Raw genomic sequence first — 21,095 nt, 5'->3', positions numbered from 1 at the left:
CGATCGGCTCTTCGCCGTTCGATCCGGGCCGACGCCTGCTCCTCGTGGGATCAGGACTTCGCAGCGACCGTGACGTCGATCGTCGCGGTGACGCTCGTCGCGAGGCGGATCGGAACCTGGTAGGTGCCGAGCGCCTTGATCGTGTCGAGCTCGATGCGACGACGATCCACGGCATAACCCTGCGCCGCGAGCGCCTCTTCGATGTCGCGCGAGGTCACCGAGCCGTAGAGCCGATCACCCTCGCCGACAGGCTTCGTGATCGTGAGCTTCACGTTCGCGAGCTTCTGCGCGAGCTCCTCGGCCGCCTTCTTGCTCTTCGCCGCGCGGGTCTCCGCGACCTTCTTCTCGTGCTCGATGCGAGCGACGTTCTCCGCCGTCGCGCCGACCGCGAGGCCGCGGGGGACGAGGAAGTTGCGAGCGTAGCCCGGGCGAACACGCACGAGCTCGCCGCTCTTGCCGACGTTGGGGAGGTCCTCGGTCAGGACCACGTGAATGTAGTGAGCCATGACGTCCTCCTCGTTACGCCGTCACGGTGAACGGCAAGAGCGCGATGTTGCGCGCCCGCTTGATGGCGAGCGTGACCTTGCGCTGATGCCGCGCGCAGTTGCCGCTGATGCGGCGCGGGACGACCTTGCCGCGCTCCGAGATGAAGTACTTGAGCGCCTGCGGGTCCTTGTAGTCGATGAAGAGCGCCTTGTCGGCGCAGTAGCGGCAGACGCGCTTGCGACCGGTGCGGCGGCGTCCGGGGGCGTCGGCGTTCAGATCCGGCGTCCGCCCGAAATCGCGGTCGTCCATGTCCATGTTGCGGCTGCCCGAATCCATTCCTCGTTGGTTCATGGCTCAGCCTCCCTCTTCCTCGGTGCCGGTCATGTCCGCCTCGCCCTCGAGGTCGTCGAACTCGCCCGAGGCCGGCGCCTCGCTGGTCCGCTCCTGACGACGCTCCGGCTCGATCAGGCCGAGCTGACGCTCCCTCGACTCGTCGCGCTCCTCCTCGATCGGCGGCAGCTCGACGCGCTCGAACTTCACGTCCTCGTCGGCGATCGCGATCCCAGCGAGCTCCACGTCGTTGCGGACGAGGACCGTCTGGTACTTGATCACGCCGTCCATCAGGCGCAGGTTGCGCTCGATCTCGGAGACCACGCGGCCCGTGCCGAGGTACTTGAGGTAGATGTACACGCCGCGACGGTGCTTGCGGATGTCGTACGCGAGCCGGCGGCGGCCCCAGTTCTCGACCTTGGTCAGCCGACCTTGCTCACGGCCGATCACGTCGGACAGACGCGAGCCGACACGCTCGGCGGAGTCCGCGTCGATGTCGGGCTTCAGGATGTAGATCGTTTCGTATTCTCTGGCGCGGTTCGGCGCCGTCACGAGTCGACTCATGCTTCTCCTCTTGGACGATGGCCCCGGAGACATCGTGCCCCGGAGCGAGGATGGCGCGCTCGCCGGTGTTCCATCGGGACGAACCAGCGATCACGCCTCACGAAGGTACGGAAAGCGTCCGGGTTACTCGCCCTCGCGCTTTTCGCCAGGCGAAACCGACGGTTTGTCCTCCGCCGCCTTCGCGTTCGCGGGCTCGGGCGACGTGCGCGCCTCGCTCCGCTCCTTCGCTTGCTTCTTGCCGGCTTTCGGCCGGCTGTTTCGAACGTTCATCGCGGCGTCGAAGCCGCGGGTCGCGACTTCTAGCACAGTTTCCGTCACGAGCTTCAAGATGTCGGGCAGGCGCGAGCGTTCGACCGCGTCGAACGGCGACAGCACGTAGTCCGCCACCTCCCCCCGGAACCCGGCCGGGGGACGCCCGACGCCCACGCGGACGCGCGCGAAGTCGCCCGTGCCGACGTGGGACATGATGGAACGCAGCCCGTTGTGCCCGGCGTGTCCGCCACCGAACTTGAGCCGGACGTCCCCGAACGGAAGGTCGAGCTCGTCGTGCACCACGACGAGGTCTTTCGGGGCGATTTTGAAGAACGCGAGGGCGGGCTGAACGCTGCGGCCCGACTCGTTCATGTACGTCATCGGCTGGAGGAGCACGCCCGGTTCGTCCCCGAGCGTCGCGCGCGACCACACGCCCGAGAACTTCTCGCGGAACGCATCGGCGCGCGCGCGCGCCGCCAGCGCCTCGACGGCCATGAAGCCGACGTTGTGCCGGTGCGACGCGTATTTCTCGCCCGGGTTGCCCAGGCCGACGACGAGCAGCATGACGAGGAGGTCGAGGCCCCAGAGACGAACGTGCCCCGCGGAGTCGCGCGCCTTCGTGAGTGGAGGCGCGCGCCGCGGGGCGGATCGCTCGGACCGTTTGAGCCGAAACTACTTCTTCTTGGCGTCCTTGGCGGGAGCCGCCGCCTTCGCCGCGGGAGCCGCGCCCTTGGCCGCAGGAGCCGCCGCCGCCTTCGCCGCGGGAGCCGCGCCCTTCGCGCCGGCCGCAGGGGCCGCCGCCGGAGCACCCGGAGCGCCCGGAGCCGCGGCCGCCTCCTCGCCCTTCTCGGGCACGGCGACGACGACGACCGTCTGATCGTCGGGCAGGCGCGTCTTCACGCCCTCGGGGAGCGCAACCGCGCCCGCCTTCACCGTGTCGCCGAGGTCGAGCTCGCTGATGTCGATCTCGACGAGCGCCGGAATCTTCTCGGGCAGGCAGCGGATGGGCAGGTTGCGGAAGATCTGCTGGAGGATGCCGCCGCCCGCGACGCCCTTCGACTTGCCGACGCAACGAACGGGCACCTCGACGTCGACCGGCTGGTCGAGCTTGACCTGCAGGAAGTCCGCGTGGACGAGCTCGCGCGAGATCGGGTGATAGCCGTAGTCGCGCACCATGACGGTGAGGTTGTCGCTGCCCTCGACGGCCAGCTCGATGACCGAGTTCTTCCCGTGGGCCGACTTCAGCACCTCGAGGAGGGCCTTCGGAGAGACGGCGACCGGGAACGCTTCGAGGCCCTTGCCGTAGCAGATGGCAGGGATGTTCCCCGTGCGGCGGAGCCTGTTCGACGGGCCCTTTCCGCTTTCCTGACGACGGGTGGCGCTGAGCTTGATGATTTCCATCATGGGACGACTCTCCGGTTCCGATCCGAGGTGCGGCGCTATAGCAGAGATCGATCGGGTTGTGCGCCGATTCCGACGATCCTCCGAGGCGAAGCCGCAAGCCTGAGAGGAAACTGCACGGTTGTCCAGGCGCTTAGGGGGTCACGATACGACGAACGCGAGGCGAGGACGCTAGACGAAGAGGGAGCTCACCGAATCCGAGTGGTGGATCCGGCGGATGGCCTCCGCGAGCAGGCGCGCCACGCTGACGGTCTTGAACTTCCCGCACGCCTTGGCTTCCTCGGAGAGCGGGATCGAGTTGGAGACGATGACCTCGACGAGCGGCGACTCCATGATCCGCGACAGCGCCGGGCCCGAGAGCACGGCGTGCGTGGCGCAGGCGGCGACGCTCTTCGCGCCCGCCTTCATGAGGGCGTTGGCCGCGTTCACCAGCGTGCCCGCCGTGTCGATGATGTCGTCGAGGATGAGGCAACGCTTGCCCTCGACCTCGCCGATGATGTTCATCACCTCGCTCTCGTTCGCGCGCTCGCGGCGCTTGTCGATGATGGCGAGCGTGCCGTCGAGGCGCTTCGCGTAGGCACGCGCGCGCTCGACGCCGCCCGCGTCCGGCGAGACGATCACGCAGTCGCGGCTGTAGTGCTCGCGAAGGTGCTGATCGAGGAACGCCGGCATCGCGTGGAGGTGATCGAAGGGGATGTTGAAGAACCCCTGGATCTGGCCCGCGTGCAGATCGAGCGCGACGATGCGGTGCACGCCCGCGGCCACGAGAAGATCGGCCACGAGCTTCGCCGTGATCGGCGTACGCGGCGCGGCCTTGCGGTCCTGCCGGGCATAGCCGTAGTACGGAATCACGGCGGTGATGGAGCCCGCGGAGGCGCGCCGGAGCGCGTCCACCATGATGAGCAGCTCCATCACGCTGTCGTTCACCGGCGAGCACGTCGGCTGCACGACGTACGTGTCCACGCCACGAACGTTCTCCTGGATCACGCAGAACGTCTCCCCGTCGGAGAACCGCGAAACGCGGCACTTCCCGAGCGGGAACTCGAGGCACTGGCAAATCTCCTGCGTGAGCGTGGGGTTCGCGTTCCCCGAGAAGATGCTCACTCTCTTGAACATCGGCCAGCCTCCCTGCCTACCGGTTCGGTCGACGCTCAGCCTGTCCGAGCGACCACGACAACCCCGAACGCCGAAGGGTCAACGGCGGCGCGGCTCTACCAGCCACCCCTACTTCCGTCAAGGATCTTCTGGTCAATGCGTCCAGACACGACCTCGGCTTTGCGCGGGGCCTCGGGTTTGGCTAGGTAGCGCGATCGTGGATCGGCAGAGCGGCTCCCAGCGCGGCGAGACGAGCGGACGTACCGGAACCCTCGTCGTCATCGGCAACTTCGACGGTCTGCACCGAGGTCATCGCGCTGTCCTGGATGAAGCCGCCCGGATGGCCGCCGAGCGCGGGCTCGCCCCGGTGGTCCTGACGTTCGATCCACACCCGGCCGAGGTCCTCGGCCGCAAGGCGCCTCCGCTGCTCACGCCGCTCGCGCGCAAGATCGCGCTGTGCGAGCGCGCCGTGCCGGGCCTTCGGGTCTCCGTGGCGCACTTCGATCGCACGTTCGCCGCGCAGGGCCCGCGCGACTTCGCCGAGCGCGTGCTCGGCGATCTCGATGCGCGCGTGGTGATGGTCGGGCAGAACTTCCGCTTCGGCGCGCAGCGGGCCGGCGATTTCGCCGAGCTCGAGCGGCTCGGCAAGGAGCTCGGCTTCGAGACGCGATCCCACGCGCTCGTCGGCGACGAGAAGGGACCGTGGTCGAGCACGCGCGCGCGAGAGGCGATCGCGCGGGGCGATCTCGACGAAGCGCGACGCATCCTCGGGCGATGGCACGCGCTCTCGGGGACCGTCGTCGCCGGAGACAAGCGCGGGCGGACGATCGGCTTTCCCACCGCGAACATCCTCGACGCGCCAGAGGCGCTCCCCCCGTTCGGCGTGTACGCCGTGCTGATCGATCGTTTGCCCGCGGAAGGGGCGGGCGAGCGCGGCGCGACGGCGCTCGGGCGCGGCGTCGCGAACCTCGGCGTGCGGCCCACGGTCGATCCGACGGCGGCGCGCCCGCGGCTCGAGGTGCACGTCTTCGATCGCGACGAGGATCTGTACGGCGCGCGGCTGCGTGTGCACCTCGCTCGGCACATTCGTCCGGAGCAACGCTTCGCGGGGCTCGACGCGCTGAAGGCGCAGATCGCGCGGGACGCCGAGGAGGCGCGCCGCGCGCTCGAAGGCATCACGCCCGATCCCGACGCGGCCCCGGCCTGGGCTTGATCCCCGCGCGTCATCGCACGCACCGCACACGCGCATTCAGCGTCGCCGGCTGGTGATCGATGCGGCCCGTGAGGCCGTCGAGCAGCCATGCGTCGGTCGGCGCGGCGGCGACGGGCGTCGACGACCAGAAGCGGCCCTCGCCGTCGGGGAACGACGTCGCCGCGGACATGGGCTCTGCCTCCTCGCCGTGGCCGAGGCTCGCGAGCTCCTTGATGCTCGGCAGCCGGAAGCCGGATGCGCCGCCGATCGACAGCGACGCGCAGAACGCGAGCGCGCCTTGCCACGTGCTCACCTCCGGCGTGCTCACGCGTTGCCACACGAGGCCCGTGCGCCTGTCGATCGAGGTCTCGCCGTCCGCCCCCTCTTCGAGGCACGTCACGCGCAAAGGACCCTCGACGCAGCGGACGCGCGCGGTGAGCGTGCGATCGAGCGACGTCATCGCTCCGTCGACGAACCCGACGGCCCACACACCATCCATCGCCGTCGTCGCGGTCCAGTAGAGATCCGTGGACGACGTGGGGACGTAGATCTTCGAGGGATTGATCGCGGGCCCGTCGCGCCCGTAGTCCACGAGCGAGACGAGCTCCACGCGGGAAGGCAGCCGCGTGCCTCCGCCGAGTTTTTCGCATCGCGCGCGCGCCTCCCCCCACGACACCGGCGCCGGGGCCGCGCCGCTCTCCCACACGAGGTCGAGGATCTCGTCGCGCACGCCGGCGCCCTCGGCCCCCCCGAACGGAGCTTCCTCGTAGCTCGGCAAGACGCCGAGGACGCGTCCGTCCTGGCCCGGCGCGAGGCTCGGATCGTCGCAAGAAACCGCGCCGGATCCGTCGGAGCAGAACAGCGTCGCCGAGTCGGGGAAACCCACGCCGGCGCCCTCCGCGCACGCGCCCGCAGGCCCGACCGACGGCGCGAGCGTGCGCGACTCGATGCCCGCCACGATCTCGCAACCGAGCGGGCCCACGAGGAGGAGCGACCCCACGGCGAACCGCGAAAGCGTGGGGATCGCCGATCGTTTTGTCCTCAAAATGTTCCTCCCAGGAGCAGCGTCGCGCCCGATCCCGCGGACGGCGCGATCGCGATCGACGCGCGTGGATCCTCCGGGCTCTTCGAGCGCGACACCCAGTAGAGGGTCGCGCTCGTCAAAAGGCTCAGCGTGCCCACGCCGAGCGCCACGTCGGCGATCCGCGCCGACGTCCGCGCGTCCTTGGCCACGTCGAGCGACGCCGCGCTCGGGCACAGGAGGTCCGGGCACCGCGCGCGCGCCTCCTTCTCCTTCATCAGCGCGCGGATCCCGAAGAACGCGCCCGCGCCGAGGGCGCCGATCGACAGCCCCGCGGTGACGTGCGCCGCGATGCGCGCCCCCGAGGGACCTCGCGACGGCGCGAGCGCGGGCACGATCACGGTCACGCGCGCGCCCCGCGCGACGCGCACGCTCGTCCTGAACGGCTCCTTCCCTTCGGCGGTCGCGACGACCACGTGCTCGCCGGGATCGACCGGCGCGGGCTCGCCGAGCGACGCCTCCCCGATCGACGCGCCGTCGCGCTCGATCACCATCCCCGCGACGCGCGCGCCGGGCCCGAGCACCACCACGAGCCGCGCGAGCTTGCCTTCGAGCGCGTCGAGCCGCTCGTGGGCGATCTCCGCGCGATCGGGCCGCGCATCCGTGCGCGCCCACGCGAGGGCCTCGCCGAGCTCGCGGTACGCCGTCGCCGTCTTGCCTTCCGCCTCGTGGCAGAGGGCGAGGTTCAGGATCGTCCCGCCGCCCGGATCGAGCCGATGGCTCTCCGCGAGCTTCGGGCAAGCCTCGGCATACCGCTTCTCCACCATGAGCTGCTTGCCCTCGCGGAAGAGGACCTCCGCCTCCGTCGCGGCCTCGTCGGCCGCGCGGGCGGTCCCCTCGCCCGCGAGGACGATCGCGGCGAGCCCTGGGAGGAGAAGTCGATTGGCGAGACGAACGTATCTTTTATTTGCGGCTGCCGAGTGGATCAAGGAAGCTCCCTCCTTTGCGGCGCCCCGCGGGGCTCCCAGAGGTTCGATAAGGCAAAGTCGTGCCCCCCTTTGGCTCCTTCGCGGACGGGCTCGGCGCGGGAGCCGCGGTCTCGTCGAGGTCCAGGGTGGGAACCGCGCTCGGGCCGTCCGGCGCGACGACGACCGCGGGCTCCACGGGCCGCTCGGGGGCCGCGTGGGCCTTGCCCGGCGAGGGCGCGACGGCGTCGGGGGCTTCTTCGCGCGACACGACGAGCGCCCCCACCACGAGCAGCGTCACGCCGAGCAAGCCGAGCCCCGCGCGGAGACGCGCGGAGCGCCTGAGCGCCGCGGGAATGAGGGCCGTCGAGAGCGCGCCGGGCGGGCCGTCCACGTCGCGGCTGCCGGCCGTACCGACAAACGCCTGGAGTTTCTCCGGAGGAATGCCGATCACCCGGATCACCCTCCGCACGCTGGTCTCGCTGCGCTCGGGCGCGAAGGGCCGGAGCGACGCGGCGAGCTCGGCCACGTCGGGCGTGCGTTTGCTCGGGTCTTTTTGCAAGCACTGGAGGATCGCCGTTTCGAGCCCCTCGGGTATGTCGGGACGAACATCCCGTACCCGCGCGGGCGGGTCCGCGGCGATGCGGAAATAAAGCGACGAGATGGTCTTCGCCTCGAAGGGGCTCTGGCCGGTCAAGAGCTCGTGCAGGACGATGCCGAGGGACCAGATGTCGGTGCGGGGATCGACGTGGGTCGGGTCCCGCAGTCGCTCGGGCGAGGTGTACCGCGGCGAACCCACCACGAATCCATTGCCCGTGAGGGTGACGACGTCCTCCGGCTGCACGGCGTCGCCCCGTCGAAGAAGCTTGGCGATGCCGAAATCGAGGACCTTGATGAGCGGCGACCCGTCGGCGCGGCTCGTGAGAAAGAGGTTCGAGGGCTTGATGTCGCGATGGACGATTCCCATGGAATGCGCCTCGGCGAGCGCCTCGCAGGCCTGGAGGATGTAATCGACCGCGTCCTCGACGGGCAGCGGGCCGCGGCGGCCGAGCACGCCCCGGAGATCGATTCCGGTGAGGTATTCCATCACGACGAACGGCGAGCCCGACGGCAGGGTGCCCATGTCGAGCACGCGCGCCACGTGCTCGCTCTTGATCGCGCTCGCGGCCCGCGCCTCGCGGAGGAGCCGCGCGACGGAGACGTCGCTCGTGGCCACCTTGGGGTGCAGGAACTTGAGCGCGACGCGCTGCCGGAGGCTCGCGTGCTCCGCCTCCACCACGACCCCCATCCCCCCGGCGCCGAGGATCCGCAGGACCCGATACTTGTCCGCGACCACGTCCCCCGGGCGCGGCAGCGAGGCCTCGCCGAGATCGACGTCGACGTCGATCGCATATTCCGCGCTCTTCATGCCCCCCATGATCCCCGGGTTTTACGATAGCGCGCGGGGGCGGAAACTCAATCGAAGGCGGGCGATCACGACACTTCGTCATCGCGCGCCGTTCCGGCCGAAACCCTTGGAATGCGGACGATCTCGGATTGGTTTGTCTTTAACGCACAATGGCGCAGATGCCCCGGACGGGGAATACGTCTCCCCTGCCCCGGGCCGTCCCGGGCAGCCGCCCTAGGGGCGGTTCTGTTCGTCCCGACTGCCGGGCGAGACAAAAATCCCCTCGGCCCTCGGCTTCTGCTAGAGCCTGCCCGTGACCGACCTCGTCGTCTTCCCATCCGACCGCCCTCTGACGGGCAGTGTCCCGATCCCGGGCGACAAGAGCATCGCCCACCGGGCCATCCTGTTCGCCGGTCTCGCCGAAGGACAGAGCCGCATCGAAGGCGGTGCGCTCGGCGCGGACAACATGTCGACGCTCGCCGCGCTCCGCGCGATGGGCATCACCACCGAGCAGCAAAACGAGACGCTGCTCGTCGGAGGCAAGGGCCTCTACGGCCTGCGCGAGCCGAGCGAGCCCATCGACTGCGGCAACTCCGGCACGACGATGCGCCTTCTCTCCGGTGTGCTCGTCGCGCAGCGCTTCGCCACGGTGCTCGTCGGCGACGAGTCGCTTTCGCGCCGCCCGATGGAGCGCATCGCGAGGCCCCTGCGCCTGCGCGGCGGCCGCATCGAGGGCAAGCTCGATCCGAAGCGCGTCGGTGAGATCACGGCGCCGCTCCGGATCGGCCCTCTGCCGGAGCCCAACGTGCTCGGGCCGCTCGAGTACGAGATGCCCGTCGCGAGCGCGCAGGTGAAGAGCGCGATCCTGCTGTCGGGCCTCTACGCCGACGGATCCACGTACGTGCGCGAGCCGCTCGTGTCGCGGGATCACACCGAGCGCCTCATGCTCGCGCTCGGCGTCCCGCTGCGCACGGTCGGCGCGATCATCGAGCTCGATGGCCCCTCGTTCTCGGGCAAGCTCCCGCCCTTCTCGATCACGGTCCCGGGGGATCCCTCGTCCGCGTCGTTCCTCGTCACGGCCGCGCAGCTCATCCCTGGTAGCCGCGTGACCGTGCGCCGCGTGGGCCTGAACCCGACGCGCACCGGGCTCTTCGAGGTCCTGCGCGACATGGGCGGCTCGCTCGTCCTCGAACCGAAGGGCGAGGAGATGGGCGAGCCGATCGGCGATCTGCATGCCGGCGCGGCGGATCTGCGGCATGGAAGGCTCGGCGGCGAGCTCGTGGCGCGGACGATCGACGAGGTGCCGATCCTGTGCGCGCTCGCGGCGCGCGCGAGCGGCACGACGCTCATCGAGGACGCGGCGGAGCTCCGCGTGAAGGAGAGCGATCGCATCGCCATGATGGCGCGCGTGCTGCGGGCGTTCGGCGTGACGTGCGAGGAGCGGCCGGACGGGCTCGCCATCGAAGGAAAGCCGGAAGGCAAGCTCAAGGCTGCGGACATCGAGAGCGGCGGCGATCACCGCATCGCGATGGCATCGTGTGTGCTCGGCCTCCTCGCGGACGGGCCCACGCGCGTGCGCGACGCCGACAACATCGCGACGAGCTTCCCGCGGTTCGTCGGTACGATGCGCGCGCTCGGGGCACGGATCGAGGTGGAGTCGAGCGGAGGAACTCCATGAGCAGCGGACGGCAGAGGGCAGTACGCGTCGCGATCGATGGGCCGGCAGGCGCGGGCAAGAGCACCGTCGCGCGCAGGCTCGCCGAGCGGCTCGGCTACCTGCTCCTCGACACGGGCGCGCTCTATCGCACGGTCGCGCTCGCGGCCGTGCGCGCGCCGATCCGCTGGGACGATCGCGAGGCGCTCGGCGCGCTCGCCGAGGATCTCGTGGTCCGCAAGCGCATGGTGATCGAGCGCGCCGAGGGCGCGACGGGCGGCGGCAGCGGCATGCGTGTCCTGCTCGACGGCGAGGACGTCTCGACGGCGATCCGCTCGCCCGAGGTGAGCCTCGGCGCGAGCCGCGTCTCGGCCGTGCCCGCGGTGCGCGCGGCGCTGCTCGACATGCAGCGCGGCCAAGGCGCCGAGGGCGGCGTGGTGCTCGAAGGTCGCGACATCGGCACGGTCGTCTTCCCGGACGCCGAGGTGAAGTTTTTCCTGACCGCCTCGCCCGAGGTGCGCGCGCGAAGGCGCTACGAAGAGCTCGTCGCGCAGGGCAAGGAAGCCACCTACGAGACCACGTTCGCGGACGTCGAGCGCCGCGACAAGGCCGATACGGAGCGACCCGTGGCGCCGCTCCGGCAGGCCGACGACGCGCTCGTCGTCGACTCGAGCCACAGAGATGTCGCCGAGCTCGTCGAGGAGATGGCGCTTGTCGTCGAAGCGCGCGAGCGCGCCGGCTGAGGTGCTCCGCCGCGCGTTCGTGCTCGGCCTCCTCGCGTTCGCCGCGGCGTGCGGCGGCGAGGTGCCCGCCCCGAAGACGCCGTCCCGGGGCAAACGCGACCTCCTCGATCCCGCCGAGCTCTTCCCTGCCGATCTGGATCTCGTGCTGCGCGTCGATCTCGGCCGCATGCACGCGCAGCTCGGCCCCATGGCGGACGCGCTCCGCGCGCGTGTCGAAGAGGAGAGCGGCGGCGAGGAGGCCCTCGTCTCGCAGGCGATCGCGCGCGCCAAGGTCGTGTGGATCGGCCTGCGCGCCGCGGACGTCGAGGTCGGGGATCGCGTGCTCGTCGTCGAGGGCGAGGTGGAGGACGTGCGGCCCGACCCGAAGCTCTACCGCCTCGTCGATCCTCCGATCGCGGACGACGTCCGCACCTGGGAGCGCACGGGGCCCCTCGGCCGCGCCACGACCGCGCGCATCCACGTCTTCGCGGGGCGCACGATCGTGTTCGTCACGCCCGTCGAGGTGGACAGCGTCGAGCGCGTGCTCGCGAAGGGCCCGGACGAGCGCCGCCGTGATCCCGCGGCCGAGGGCCTGATCAGCGCGGACCTGCGCGCGCGTCGGCTACCGCCTTCGCTCGAGCGGCGCTTCCCTTCCATCGCGTCGATCATCGGCGGCCTCGAGCGCGCCCGCGCGACCGCTGCGATGGTCGGCGACGCCCTGCGTGTCGACGCCGAGATCACGGCCGGCACGGGGCAGGCCGCGGGCAAGGCCGAGAACCTGCTCCGCGCGCTGCGCGAGGGTGGGCAGGGCAGCCGCTACGCCGCGCTCTTCGAGGACATGCGGATCGAGCGCGTCGATCGCGCCGTGCGTGTGCGCTGGGACCTCTCCTCGGACGTCCTGCGCGCCTTGCTCGAAGGCAAGCTCGCGGCGCCGGAGAAGATGCAAGACGAACGCTGAACGCTTACCCTCGGGGGCGATGGCCGACACGCTCGTGGATCCGATCGAGCCCGTCCCGCCCACGCAGCGCGATCCCGAGGCGCTCGGGGCCGCACCTCTGCCGGAAGCACCCGCGGTCGCTCCGCCCGAGCCTCCGCCCGAGCCTCCGCCCGAAGCTCCGCCCGAGCCACGCGCCGAAGCGCCGCTCCCGAAGCCGCACGGATCGCGCATCGTGCTCGTGGGCGTGGCCGCGGTCTTCGTGGTCGCGGCGATCGCGGCGCTCGCGTTCTGGAACTTCGTCCTTCGGTACCGGCCCACGGCGCGCGCGCACGTGCCTGCGGGGACGAACATCGCGATCCGTCTCGAAGCGGCGGACATCGTGCTCTTCGGGCCCGTGCGCGAGCACCTCTTGAAGCTCGCGCTCGACGAAAGCAGCGCGCCCGAGGCGAAAGCGCCGTCGCGCCCCTCGCGCGCCGCCCGCATCCAGGATCAAACGGGCGTGCGTTTGCCCGCGGACCTGCGCGAGGTCGTCGTCGCGTCGATGGACGGCAAGAGCTGGGTCGCGCTCCTCGGCGGTCGCATCGAGCGCGGGCGGTTCGTCAAAGGACTCGCGGAGGTCGCGCGCGAGGAGGGATGGACGGGGTATCGCCGGGAAGGCGAGCTCTTCGTGGGGCCTTCGATCGTGATCGGACAGGCGGACGACGGGACGATCCTCGTCGGCACGGATCGATCGATCGTGGAAGCCGCGCTGCCTGCGACGGAGGAGGGCCAGAAGCTCGGTTTGCCCGAGAAGGGCGCGGTCACGTTCGCGATCGCGCGGCAGGCGTTCGAGGCCTTGTCGGGGGCGAACATGATCACGCCACGCGCGTCCGTTCTCGGCACGGTCGAGCGAGCCACGGGCACGCTCGCGCTCGGTGGTTCGCCGGAGCTCGTCGTTCGACTCGAACCGACGAAAGCCGCGGATGCGCCGAAGCTCGAGGAAGGCGCACGCGGGCTGCTCGGCGATCTCGGACTCGCGCTTTTGCTCTTGCCGGATGTCGCGGGCGAGAAGGAAGCGCTCCGTGGGACGACGGTGAAGCGCGAGGGGAATGTCGTCGTGCTGCGCGCGCCGTGGCCGTACGAGGGGCTGGATCGGGCGACGGCCACGCTCGCGGACAAGCTCCGAGGAGCGGAGATCCCTGGCAAAAAGCCTTGATCTCGCGCGCCCCGGCCGAACTCCGCGTTGCGGATCGGGTCGGACAAAACGGACGCCTTGGGGGCATCGGATTGACAAGGCGCTGGCATCGGACTAGAGGGACCGCTCTCCCGGATCCGGCTCGACGCCCGACGTGTGCCCGAGGCCGGCTCAATTCGAGCCGCACGCCCGCGCGGCGCATCGCATCCGAGCTCCGGGAAATCCTAGGGAAGGACGGTTTCAAGAGACCAGATGGCAAGTAACGCGAACGTGGAGATGACGGGGTCCGACATGGGATCCGGCATGGAGAGCTTCGCCGCGCTGTTCGAGCAGCGGGTCGAGTCCGATTTCGCGCGCGAGGGCGAGATCATCGCAGGGACGGTCGTTCAGGTCGGCCGTGACTCGGTGGTGGTCGACATCGGCGGCAAGAGCGAGGGCGTGATCCCGCTCCGAGAGTTCGCGGACGCCACAGGTCAGGTCGGCGTCAAGCCCGGCGACAAGGTGGACGTCTACATCGAGAGCCGCGAGAACGACGACGGCCTCGTCACCTTGTCGAAGGAAAAAGCCGACAAGATGAAGGTCTGGGATGAGATCTCGAACGCCTGCGAGGCGGACGAGCTCATCGAGGGCACCATCAGCCAGCGCGTGAAGGGCGGCCTCTCGGTCACCATCCGCGGCGGCGTGAAGGCGTTCCTCCCGGGGTCGCAGGTCGACCTCCGCCCGATCCGCAACTTGGACAAACTGATCGGCCAGACCTACAAGTTCAAGGTCATCAAGTTCAACAAGAAGCGGGGCAACATCGTCCTGTCCCGCCGCGTCCTGCTCGAGCGCGAGCGCGACGAGATGAAGCAGAAGACGCTCGAGACCCTCACCGAGGGCATGACCGTCAAGGGCACCATCAAGAACATCACCGAGTACGGTGCGTTCGTGGACCTCGGCGGCATCGACGGCCTGCTCCACATCACGGACATGAGCTGGGGCCGCGTGAACCACCCGAACGAGGTGTTCAACGTCGGCGACGAGGTCACCGTCAAGGTCCTCAAGTACAACCCCGAGACCGAGCGCGTCTCCCTGGGCCTCAAGCAGACCCAGGAGGATCCGTGGAACCACGCCGAGGAGGCCTACCCGGCGGGCAAGAAGGTCCGCGGCAAGGTCATGTCGATCACGGACTACGGCGCCTTCGTGGAGCTGGAGCCGGGCGTCGAGGGCCTGATCCACGTGAGCGAGATGAGCTGGACCAAGAAGGTCAAGCACCCGTCGAAGCTCCTCGAGGTCGGCCAGGAGATCGAGTGCCAGGTGCTCGAGGTCGACGCGCGCGCCAAGCGCATCAGCCTCGGTCTCAAGCAGCTCGAGCCCGATCCGTGGATGCTCTTCACGGACAAGTACCACCCCGGCGACAAGATCGCGGGCAAGGTCCGTTCGCTCACCGATTACGGCGTGTTCGTCGGGATCGAAGAGGGCGTCGACGGCATGGTCCACAAGAGCGATCTCTCGTGGTCGGTGCGCGTCAACAACCCGAGCGACCTCCACCACAAGGGCGACGACGTCGAGGCGATCATCCTCTCGATCAACCACGACGAGAAGAAGGTCTCCCTCGGCATCAAGCAGCTCTGGGACGACCCGTGGCCGACGATGCTCAGCGAGTTCGCGCCCGGCCGCGTGATCGACGAGTCGCAGGTGATCAGCATCGTCGAGTACGGCATCTTCGTGCGCCTGCGCGAGGGCGTCGAGGCGCTCATCTCGACGGGCGACATCCTCGAGCCCGAGGGCACGAAGATCAAGGTCGGCGACCTCGTGAAGGTCGAGATCTCGAGCGTCGACACGATCGAGCGCCGGCTCTTCGCGACGATGAAGAACATCGGCGTCGAGAAGCCGCAGCCCGCCGAGCGCCCGAAGCGCGCGAAGAGCGCGGGCGGCGGCGGCAGCGCGGCGGCCGAGGAGGAGAAGAGCGTGGCCGGAACGGTCGGCGATCTCATCCGTGAGAAGCTGGCCGGCAAGCTCGACCTCAAGAACAAGACGAAGGATCAGGAGTAATCCTGCCCCTTCCCTGGTGACCGTTCGCGGCGCCTTCCCCCAGGGAGGCGCCGCGCGCGTTTTGTCCCTACGATCGGCGCATGACAGGACGAACCCTCGTCGCGCCCGTGGTCCTCGCGGGGCTCCTCGCCGCGCTCCCCGCCCACGCAGAGCCCCCGACAGACCCCGATCCTTTCTTCGGCCGCGACAAGGCCCTGCACTTCGGCTTCTCGGCCGCGCTCGCGGGCGGCGCGTACGGCGCCTCCGCGCTGTACGGGCTCGACGGGCGGGCGAACCGCGTCGCGGTCGGCATGGCCGTCGCGCTCGGTGCTGGGTACACCAAGGAAATCCTCGACGCCGCCAGGTTCGGCACACCCTCGTGGAAGGACTTCGCCTGGGATCTCATGGGGACGGCGGTGGGGCTCGGCGTCTCGCTCGCCATCGATTACGCCCTTTCACCTTCCCCGACCGAGAAATCCGGTAGGCCAGCGCCCGCGCGTTGATCGCCACCGGCCGGTGCCGGTGCTAGCGTGCCGCGATCGATGGGCAATCCGCTCTGGGCGCCGTGGCGCATGGAGTACATCCTTTCGAAAAAGGGTGGATCCTGCGTGTTTTGCGGCATTGAGGCCGCTCCATCCGAGGAGCTCCGCGCGCGGCTCGTGGTGTGTGACACGCCGCGCGCGTTCGTCGTGTTGAACCGTTACCCGTTCGCCGCCGCGCACCTGCTCGTGGTGCCACACGCGCACGTCGACGCGCTGGAGAAGCTCTCGCACGAGGATCATCACGCGCTCTTCGATCTCGTGCGCGAGGCGACGGTGCGACTGCGCGCGGCCGTGAAGCCCGAGGGGCTCAACGTGGGGTTGAACCTCGGCGCGGCTGCGGGCGCGGGGATCGCCGAGCACCTGCACGCGCACATCGTCCCGCGCTGGAGCGGAGACACGAACTTCATGCCGGTGCTCGCCGACGTACGCGTCGTGCCGCAGTCCCTCGAAAAGACGCGCGACTACCTCGTGCCGTTCTTCGCGGATCTGCCGGGCGTGCGTTTGCCCGCGGCGGGCGAGGGAGCCGGAAACCCGTGAGCGAAGCGCCTCCGCCCATGTCTCTGCCCCCGGAGCGCAAGACCGCGCGCCGCATCTTCCTCGCCACGAGCGCGGTGCTCGTCGTCGCGCTGTGCATCGTCGCGCACGAGGTGATGCTGCCGTTCGTGCTGGCGCTCGTCGTCGCGTACGTGCTGACGCCGGCGGTGCTGCGCGTCGAGCGCATGCGCGTGCCGCGCTGGGCCGCGATCCTGCTCGTCTACGCGCTGACGCTCGGCGTGATCGGCGGCTTCATCGGGATGATCGTCCCGCGCCTCGTCACCGAGGGACAGGCGCTCGCGGCCGAGTGGCCGAACCTCACGCGCAAGGTGCGCAACGAGTGGCTGCCCGCGATCGACTCGCGCCTCGTGCGCTGGTCGGGACAACGCCCCGCGGAGCAAGCGGCGCCGGAGCCCGCGCCGAACCCGAGCCCGGAGATGGGCGCGGGCGAGCCGGGCAAGCTCGACGCGCGCGCGGACGAACGACCGCCGCTGCGGATCGTGAAGCGCGACGACGGCTCGTACGACGTCTTCGTGAGCGAGGACCTGCGCCTGCACGAGGTGCAGCACGGCATGTGGGAGGTCCAGAACCAGGAGCCGAAGCGGCTCTCGAGCGCGGGCCTCTTGCGCGAAGGGTTCGACAAGGGCCTGCTCTACCTCCGCCAGAACACGACCGTCGTGCTGCAGATCGGCCAGCGGATCGCGGGCGCGATCTCGCGCGGGATCTTCAACCTGTTCATGACGTTGATGCTCGCGGGGTACATCATCCTGACCCACGAGAAGATCCTCGCGTTCTTCCGCGATCTCTGGGATCCGCGGTCACATCACACGTTCAATCGCTTCATGCGGCGGCTCGATCGGGGCCTGTCCGGCGTGGTGCGCGGGCAGCTCCTCATCTGCCTCGTGAACGGCGTGCTCTCGGCGATCGGCTTCTGGCTCTTCCACCTGAAGTACTGGCCGATCCTGTCGATCCTCGCGGCCGTGATGTCGCTGATCCCGATCTTCGGCTCGATCCTGAGCTCGGTGCCGGCCGTGCTCATCGGCTTGACGCAGTCGCCCATGACGGCGGTCAGCGTGCTCGCGTGGATCGTCGGCATTCACCAGCTCGAAGCGAACTTCCTGAACCCGAAGATCATCGGCGACGCGGCGAAGATCCACCCGGTCCTCGTCGTCTTCTCGCTGCTCGTGGGCGAACACTTCTTCCAGATCACGGGCGCGCTCTTCGCGGTGCCGTGCATGTCCATCGCCCAGACCATCTTCCTGCACTTCCGCGAGTCCACGATGGGCCTGTCCGATCCCATGTCGACGCACCCGCCCGCGGCGAAGGTGCGTCCGGACGTGACGGAGAACCCGCCCGCACCCGACGCGGGCGCCGCGGGCTGACGAAGTCGGGAGGGGCCGCGCTACTGTTTCCCGCGGCACGTGGTATGAAGCGCTCGCCTTGAAGACGTCCGACAAGCCGAAGAGCAACACGCAGGAGAAACCGAAGACCGCGGACAAGCCGAAGGCCGCGGCGAAGCCGGCGAGCGCGAAGGACGCGCGGGAGGCGCTCATCGCGTCCGCGCGCGACAAGCAGGCCGCGCAGCCCGATCCGCTCCAGATGCTCGAGCCGAAGAAGCTCGCGGTCCGGATCGGCATCCCGCTCGCGATCGTCTGGATCATCGCGCTCTTCATCTCGGGCTGGATCTCGAAGGTCGTGGCGCTCGTCGTGACGATCGCGGTCGCGGCGCTCGTGGTCTGGGTGGTCCGGTACGCGAAGCGCTCGCGCGCCGTCGCGAACCTCGTGCGCGGCGCGGACACGCCCGAGGCGCGCAAGGAGGCCATCGAGAAGCTCGAGAGCGAGTTCGGCAAGGACGACCCCGCGGCCGTGTTCGCGCGCGCGCAGCTCGAGCTGCAGGAGGATCCGAAGAAGGCGCTCGCGACGCTGGAGAGCATCAAGCTCGAGAAGGTCATGCCGCCCGTCGCGGACGAGGCGCGTGCGCAGCGCGCGATGATCCACCTCGTGCTCGGCGAGACCGAGGCGGCCAAGGGCCTCGTCGACAAGATCGATCTCGGCAGGCACAAGGACGCGAAGAGCCGGGCGACGATCGCGGCGATCGTGGGCGAGGCGTGGGCGCGCGCTGGTCAGGCGAAGAAGGCCGTGGAGCTGCTCGACACGCTCGATCCGAACGACGCGACCTTCGCCGAGATCAAGCCGCAGCTCTTGCGATCGCGCGCGTTCGCGTACGCGTGGACGAACGACACGAAGCGGATGAAGCAGATCCTGCGTCAGCTCTCGGCGATCAACCCGCAGTACCTCGCCTCGTTCATCACGAAGAAGAAGATCGCCGGCGGCGTCTCGCCGAAGGGCGTGCACCCGCTCCTCGAAAAAGAGGCGTTCGAGATGATCTCGAAGAGCGGCATGATCCCGCGCAAGATGGAGTACCGCCGGTCCTGACGCGCTACGGCTTGAGGTAGCGCTGGACGGTGCTCAGCAGCGTCTCGATGCCGACGGGCTTGCGCAGGTAACCGTTCGCCTGGATCTTCGCGGCCTGCTGCCGCAGGTTGCCGTCGGCCGAGATCACGACGACGGGGATGTCGGCGATCTTCGGATCGCTGCGCTGCTCGGTCCGGAAGAGCCATCCGTCCATGATGGGCATCATCAGGTCGAGCAGGATGAGCTGCGGGCGCGCGCCGTCGCGGAGCAGGTCGAGGGCCTGCTTCCCGTTGCTCGCCCCGCGCACCTCGTAGCCCTCTTCCTCGAGGATTTGCGCGATGGTTTCGCGGATGTCGGGATCGTCCTCGACGATGAGGACACCGCGGCTTCCCTGCTCGATCGTCCCCATGGTCCCCACCCGGCGAAGGCGTGCCACTCTACTGAGCCGGTCCCAGCGTCGCTAGGCTCCCGGCCGAACGCACGGAGCGAATTTGCGTAGGCAATCGCTCAAAACAATTCGCGTGTGACAGGAATCTCCATCATGGCCCACGCATGCACCTTTTGTCGTATTGCATCCGGTGAGCTTCCTGCCCAGCTCGTGCTCGACGAACCCGAGGTCCTCGCGTTCCTCGATCGCAGCCCCGTGTTCCCTGGCCACTGCCTCGTCGTGCCCCGCGCCCACGTACCAACGCTCCTCGATCTGCCCACGCCCTCGATCGCGCCGCTCTTCGGGGCGGCGCAGCGCGTGGCCCGCGCGATCGAACCCGCGCTCGCGGCCGAGGGGTCCTTCGTGGCGATGAACAACAAGATCAGCCAGAGCGTGCCGCACCTGCACGTGCACGTGGTGCCGCGGCGCAAGAAGGATGGGCTCCGGGGGTTCTTCTGGCCCCGCGCGAAGTACGAGAGCGACGAGGAGATGGCGCGCGTCGCGGAGGCGCTACGTACGGCGCTGCGACATCCCGCATAATGCGCGCATGAGTGACCCCCCCCCCTCCTCCCGCCCACGCTCGCCCGTGCGCGAGGTGGCGAGGCTCTGGTTCGGCCTGGAAGCGCCGGTCGGCAGGCGCGCCTATCTGCTCACGGGCGCCACGTTGATGGTGCTCAAGTACGGCATCGATGCGCTGCTCGTGTACCTCGCGTCCGGCGTGCTCTTCTCACCGCTCGCCTACCTGAGCCCGGCCATCAGTTTGCGTACGGAGGGCATCCCGAACGCACCTTCGTGGCTCTTCGTGGCGATGGGCATCGCGACGCTGCCGTTCCTCTGGATCGGCGTGTCGATGAGCATCCGCCGCGCGGCGAACGCGGGCCTGTCGCCCTGGGCAGGGCTCACGTTCCTCGTGCCGGGGCTGAACTACCTTGCGATGCTGGTCTTGGCGGCGATCCCCGAGCGCGGAGACGCGTGGAAGCCGGACCCGACGTCGCCGTATCGAGCGGGCGGGCCGCAAGAGAAGATCCAGCCGAAGATCGAAGGGACGCTGCGGAGCGCGCTGCTCGGCATCGTCGCGGCCGTCGCGGTGGGGCTCGGGATGGCGGGCCTCAGCGTGTACGCGCTGGATCTCTACGGCTTGTCGCTCTTCTTCGTGACGCCGTTCGTGATGGGCGCGGTGAGCTCGTTCCTCCTGAACCGCGAGGCGCCGCAGCCGCTCCGGCGCGCCGTGACGGTCGCGTGTTTGTCCGTGGCGCTCACGGGCGCGGCGATGCTGCTCTTCGCGCTGGAGGGGCTCGTGTGCCTCTTGATGGCCGCGCCGATCGCGGGTGTGGTGGCGGTGATCGGCGCGATCCTGGGTCGCGCGATCGCGCTGCAGGCGAAGACGCCGCACAGCCACGCGGCGGCGGCAGTGCTGGCGCTGCCGGGGCTCGTGGGCGCGGAGGCGGCGGTGGTGCAGGCGGATCTGCGCGAGGTGAAGACGGTGATCGAGGTGGACGCGCCGCCGGATCGCGTGTGGGAGAACGTGATCGGCTTCGGCGAGCTCGCGCCGCCTGCGGAATGGTTCTTCCACACGGGGATCGCCTACCCGGTGCGAGCGCGCCTCGAAGGTGAAGGCGTGGGCGCCGTGCGGTACTGCGAGTTCTCGACGGGCCCGTTCGTCGAGCCGATCACGGTCTGGGACAAGCCGCATCGCCTCGCGTTCGACGTGTCGAAGCAGCCGCACGCGATGAAGGAGTGGAGCCCGTTCCAGTACGTGCACGCGCCGCACCTCGACGGTAGTTTGAGGTCCAAGCGTGGACAGTTCCTGCTGACGGAGCTTCCGGGCGGGCGAACGCGGCTCGAAGGGACGACGTGGTACGAGCTCGAGATGGCGCCGAACGTGTACTGGGCGTTCTGGTCCGACAGCGCGATCCACGCGATCCACAAGCGCGTGCTCGAGCACGTGAAGAAGCTCAGCGAGAAGAAGTGACGCCCGCGGGCG

The 21,095-nt window shown here is 69.6% G+C and carries 22 protein-coding genes; 12 read left to right on the top strand and 10 right to left on the bottom strand.

The window, feature by feature from the left end:
• Positions 1-50: 50 nt before the first annotated feature.
• From rplI to QHF85_RS20980, 6 genes are all read right to left on the bottom strand, one after another.
• Positions 51-494, bottom strand: coding sequence for a 50S ribosomal protein L9 (gene rplI, locus QHF85_RS21005; protein WP_348652750.1), 444 nt, complete (start codon positions 492-494; stop codon positions 51-53).
• 25 nt (positions 495-519) lie between these two features.
• Complete coding sequence (gene rpsR, locus QHF85_RS21000; RefSeq protein ID WP_136929515.1) at positions 520-837, bottom strand: 30S ribosomal protein S18; 318 nt, start codon at positions 835-837, stop codon at positions 520-522.
• 3 nt (positions 838-840) lie between these two features.
• On the bottom strand, positions 841-1,380 hold the full coding sequence (gene rpsF / locus QHF85_RS20995; RefSeq protein WP_281329028.1) for a 30S ribosomal protein S6: 540 nt from the start codon (positions 1,378-1,380) through the stop codon (positions 841-843).
• 123 nt (positions 1,381-1,503) lie between these two features.
• On the bottom strand, positions 1,504-2,196 hold the full coding sequence (gene pth, locus QHF85_RS20990; protein WP_281329027.1) for an aminoacyl-tRNA hydrolase: 693 nt from the start codon (positions 2,194-2,196) through the stop codon (positions 1,504-1,506).
• A 108-nt stretch (positions 2,197-2,304) separates the two neighbouring features.
• Positions 2,305-3,036 (bottom strand): 50S ribosomal protein L25/general stress protein Ctc, encoded by a 732-nt coding sequence (locus QHF85_RS20985; RefSeq protein ID WP_281329026.1) that lies wholly within the window; start codon positions 3,034-3,036, stop codon positions 2,305-2,307.
• Positions 3,037-3,204: 168 nt separating this feature from the next.
• Entirely contained in the window at positions 3,205-4,149 is a 945-nt protein-coding gene (locus tag QHF85_RS20980; protein WP_281329025.1) for a ribose-phosphate pyrophosphokinase, read from the bottom strand.
• Positions 4,150-4,345: 196 nt separating this feature from the next.
• On the opposite strand from QHF85_RS20980, the gene ribF reads away from it, so the two are divergent.
• A complete protein-coding gene (gene ribF / locus QHF85_RS20975) occupies positions 4,346-5,341 on the top strand; it encodes a riboflavin biosynthesis protein RibF (protein WP_281329024.1) in 996 nt (331 codons plus the stop codon).
• Positions 5,342-5,351: 10 nt separating this feature from the next.
• Here the strand turns inward: ribF and QHF85_RS20970 are convergent, their stop codons facing one another.
• From QHF85_RS20970 to QHF85_RS20960, 3 genes are read right to left on the bottom strand one after another with little or no spacing between them, the layout of a single operon-like run.
• Positions 5,352-6,320, bottom strand: coding sequence for a DUF1566 domain-containing protein (locus QHF85_RS20970; protein WP_281329023.1), 969 nt, complete (start codon positions 6,318-6,320; stop codon positions 5,352-5,354).
• Positions 6,321-6,361: 41 nt separating this feature from the next.
• Positions 6,362-7,330, bottom strand: a complete 969-nt coding sequence (locus QHF85_RS20965) for a hypothetical protein (protein ID WP_281329022.1) — start codon at positions 7,328-7,330, stop codon at positions 6,362-6,364.
• Positions 7,305-8,714, bottom strand: a complete 1,410-nt coding sequence (locus tag QHF85_RS20960) for a serine/threonine-protein kinase (RefSeq protein WP_281329021.1) — start codon at positions 8,712-8,714, stop codon at positions 7,305-7,307. The genes QHF85_RS20965 and QHF85_RS20960 overlap by 26 nt, the downstream gene beginning before the upstream one ends.
• Positions 8,715-9,006: 292 nt before the next feature.
• On the opposite strand from QHF85_RS20960, the gene aroA reads away from it, so the two are divergent.
• The 9 genes from aroA to QHF85_RS20915 all read left to right on the top strand — a co-directional run bounded on the left by aroA (position 9,007) and on the right by QHF85_RS20915 (position 18,705).
• On the top strand, positions 9,007-10,371 hold the full coding sequence (gene aroA, locus QHF85_RS20955) for a 3-phosphoshikimate 1-carboxyvinyltransferase (protein ID WP_281329020.1): 1,365 nt from the start codon (positions 9,007-9,009) through the stop codon (positions 10,369-10,371).
• The gene (cmk, locus tag QHF85_RS20950) at positions 10,368-11,090 is read left to right on the top strand and encodes a (d)CMP kinase (protein ID WP_281329019.1); all 723 of its coding nucleotides are present in this window, start codon (positions 10,368-10,370) and stop codon (positions 11,088-11,090) included. The genes aroA and cmk overlap by 4 nt, the downstream gene beginning before the upstream one ends.
• Complete coding sequence (locus QHF85_RS20945) at positions 11,059-12,027, top strand: hypothetical protein (protein ID WP_281329018.1); 969 nt, start codon at positions 11,059-11,061, stop codon at positions 12,025-12,027. Before cmk ends, QHF85_RS20945 begins: the two co-directional genes overlap by 32 nt.
• 19 nt (positions 12,028-12,046) lie before the next feature.
• Positions 12,047-13,201, top strand: a complete 1,155-nt coding sequence (locus QHF85_RS20940) for a hypothetical protein (protein ID WP_281329017.1) — start codon at positions 12,047-12,049, stop codon at positions 13,199-13,201.
• 231 nt (positions 13,202-13,432) lie between these two features.
• Positions 13,433-15,214 carry a 30S ribosomal protein S1 gene (locus QHF85_RS20935; RefSeq protein ID WP_281329016.1) on the top strand — a complete coding sequence of 594 codons (1,782 nt, stop codon included), beginning with the start codon at positions 13,433-13,435 and terminating at the stop codon, positions 15,212-15,214.
• Positions 15,215-15,294: 80 nt separating this feature from the next.
• A complete protein-coding gene (locus QHF85_RS20930; protein ID WP_281329015.1) occupies positions 15,295-15,696 on the top strand; it encodes a hypothetical protein in 402 nt (133 codons plus the stop codon).
• Between the two features lie 39 nt (positions 15,697-15,735).
• Positions 15,736-16,272, top strand: coding sequence for an HIT domain-containing protein (locus QHF85_RS20925; RefSeq protein WP_281329014.1), 537 nt, complete (start codon positions 15,736-15,738; stop codon positions 16,270-16,272).
• Positions 16,269-17,651, top strand: a complete 1,383-nt coding sequence (locus QHF85_RS20920) for an AI-2E family transporter (RefSeq protein WP_281329013.1) — start codon at positions 16,269-16,271, stop codon at positions 17,649-17,651. Before QHF85_RS20925 ends, QHF85_RS20920 begins: the two co-directional genes overlap by 4 nt.
• A 58-nt stretch (positions 17,652-17,709) precedes the next feature.
• Positions 17,710-18,705, top strand: a complete 996-nt coding sequence (locus QHF85_RS20915) for a hypothetical protein (protein WP_281329012.1) — start codon at positions 17,710-17,712, stop codon at positions 18,703-18,705.
• Between the two features lie 4 nt (positions 18,706-18,709).
• Here the strand turns inward: QHF85_RS20915 and QHF85_RS20910 are convergent, their stop codons facing one another.
• The gene (locus QHF85_RS20910; protein WP_281329011.1) at positions 18,710-19,093 is read right to left on the bottom strand and encodes a response regulator; all 384 of its coding nucleotides are present in this window, start codon (positions 19,091-19,093) and stop codon (positions 18,710-18,712) included.
• A 132-nt stretch (positions 19,094-19,225) separates the two neighbouring features.
• Between QHF85_RS20910 and QHF85_RS20905 the strand changes: the two genes are divergently transcribed.
• Entirely contained in the window at positions 19,226-19,651 is a 426-nt protein-coding gene (locus QHF85_RS20905; protein WP_281329010.1) for an HIT family protein, read from the top strand.
• Positions 19,652-19,658: 7 nt separating this feature from the next.
• Complete coding sequence (locus QHF85_RS20900; RefSeq protein WP_281329009.1) at positions 19,659-21,083, top strand: hypothetical protein; 1,425 nt, start codon at positions 19,659-19,661, stop codon at positions 21,081-21,083.
• Positions 21,084-21,095: the final 12 nt, after the last annotated feature.

Origin of the sequence: Polyangium sp. 6x1 (genome assembly GCF_029946515.1) — a bacterium.
In the GTDB taxonomy this organism is placed as follows: Bacteria; Myxococcota_A; Polyangia; order Polyangiales; family Polyangiaceae; genus Polyangium.
Note: the sequence above shows the minus strand (reverse complement) of the source record. Positions and strands in the feature narration are given on the sequence as shown.